Raw genomic sequence first — 247 nt, 5'->3', positions numbered from 1 at the left:
GTCCTGCGCGTCGATGACGGCGTCGATGCGGTGACCGAGATCGAACGGCAGCGCACTGGCCGGGATCCGCACCCAGCTGTCGGGCAGCTCGACCTCGTTGATGGACTCCAGCGCCTCGGCCATCGACTCACCGTCCATCACGGTCCAGTAGAACTTCGGGACCTGCCACGGCTCGCCCGGATGACCGTCCCCGGCCGACGCGGCGACCGCAGCCGTCGTCACCCGGTGCGCCTGGACATGGTCGGGA

The 247-nt window shown here is 69.6% G+C and carries 1 protein-coding gene; it reads right to left on the bottom strand.

The annotated features are described in order from the left end of the window. On the bottom strand, positions 1 to 222 hold a 222-nt coding region (locus tag FVA95_RS32465; protein ID WP_240051818.1), incomplete at its 3' end, for a hypothetical protein. Between the last annotated feature and the right edge of the window lie 25 nt (positions 223 to 247).

Origin of the sequence: Pseudonocardia sp. EV170527-09, assembly GCF_008369905.1 — a bacterium.
Taxonomy (GTDB): Bacteria; Actinomycetota; Actinomycetes; order Mycobacteriales; family Pseudonocardiaceae; genus Pseudonocardia.
This window is presented reverse-complemented; position numbering and strand designations above follow the sequence as displayed.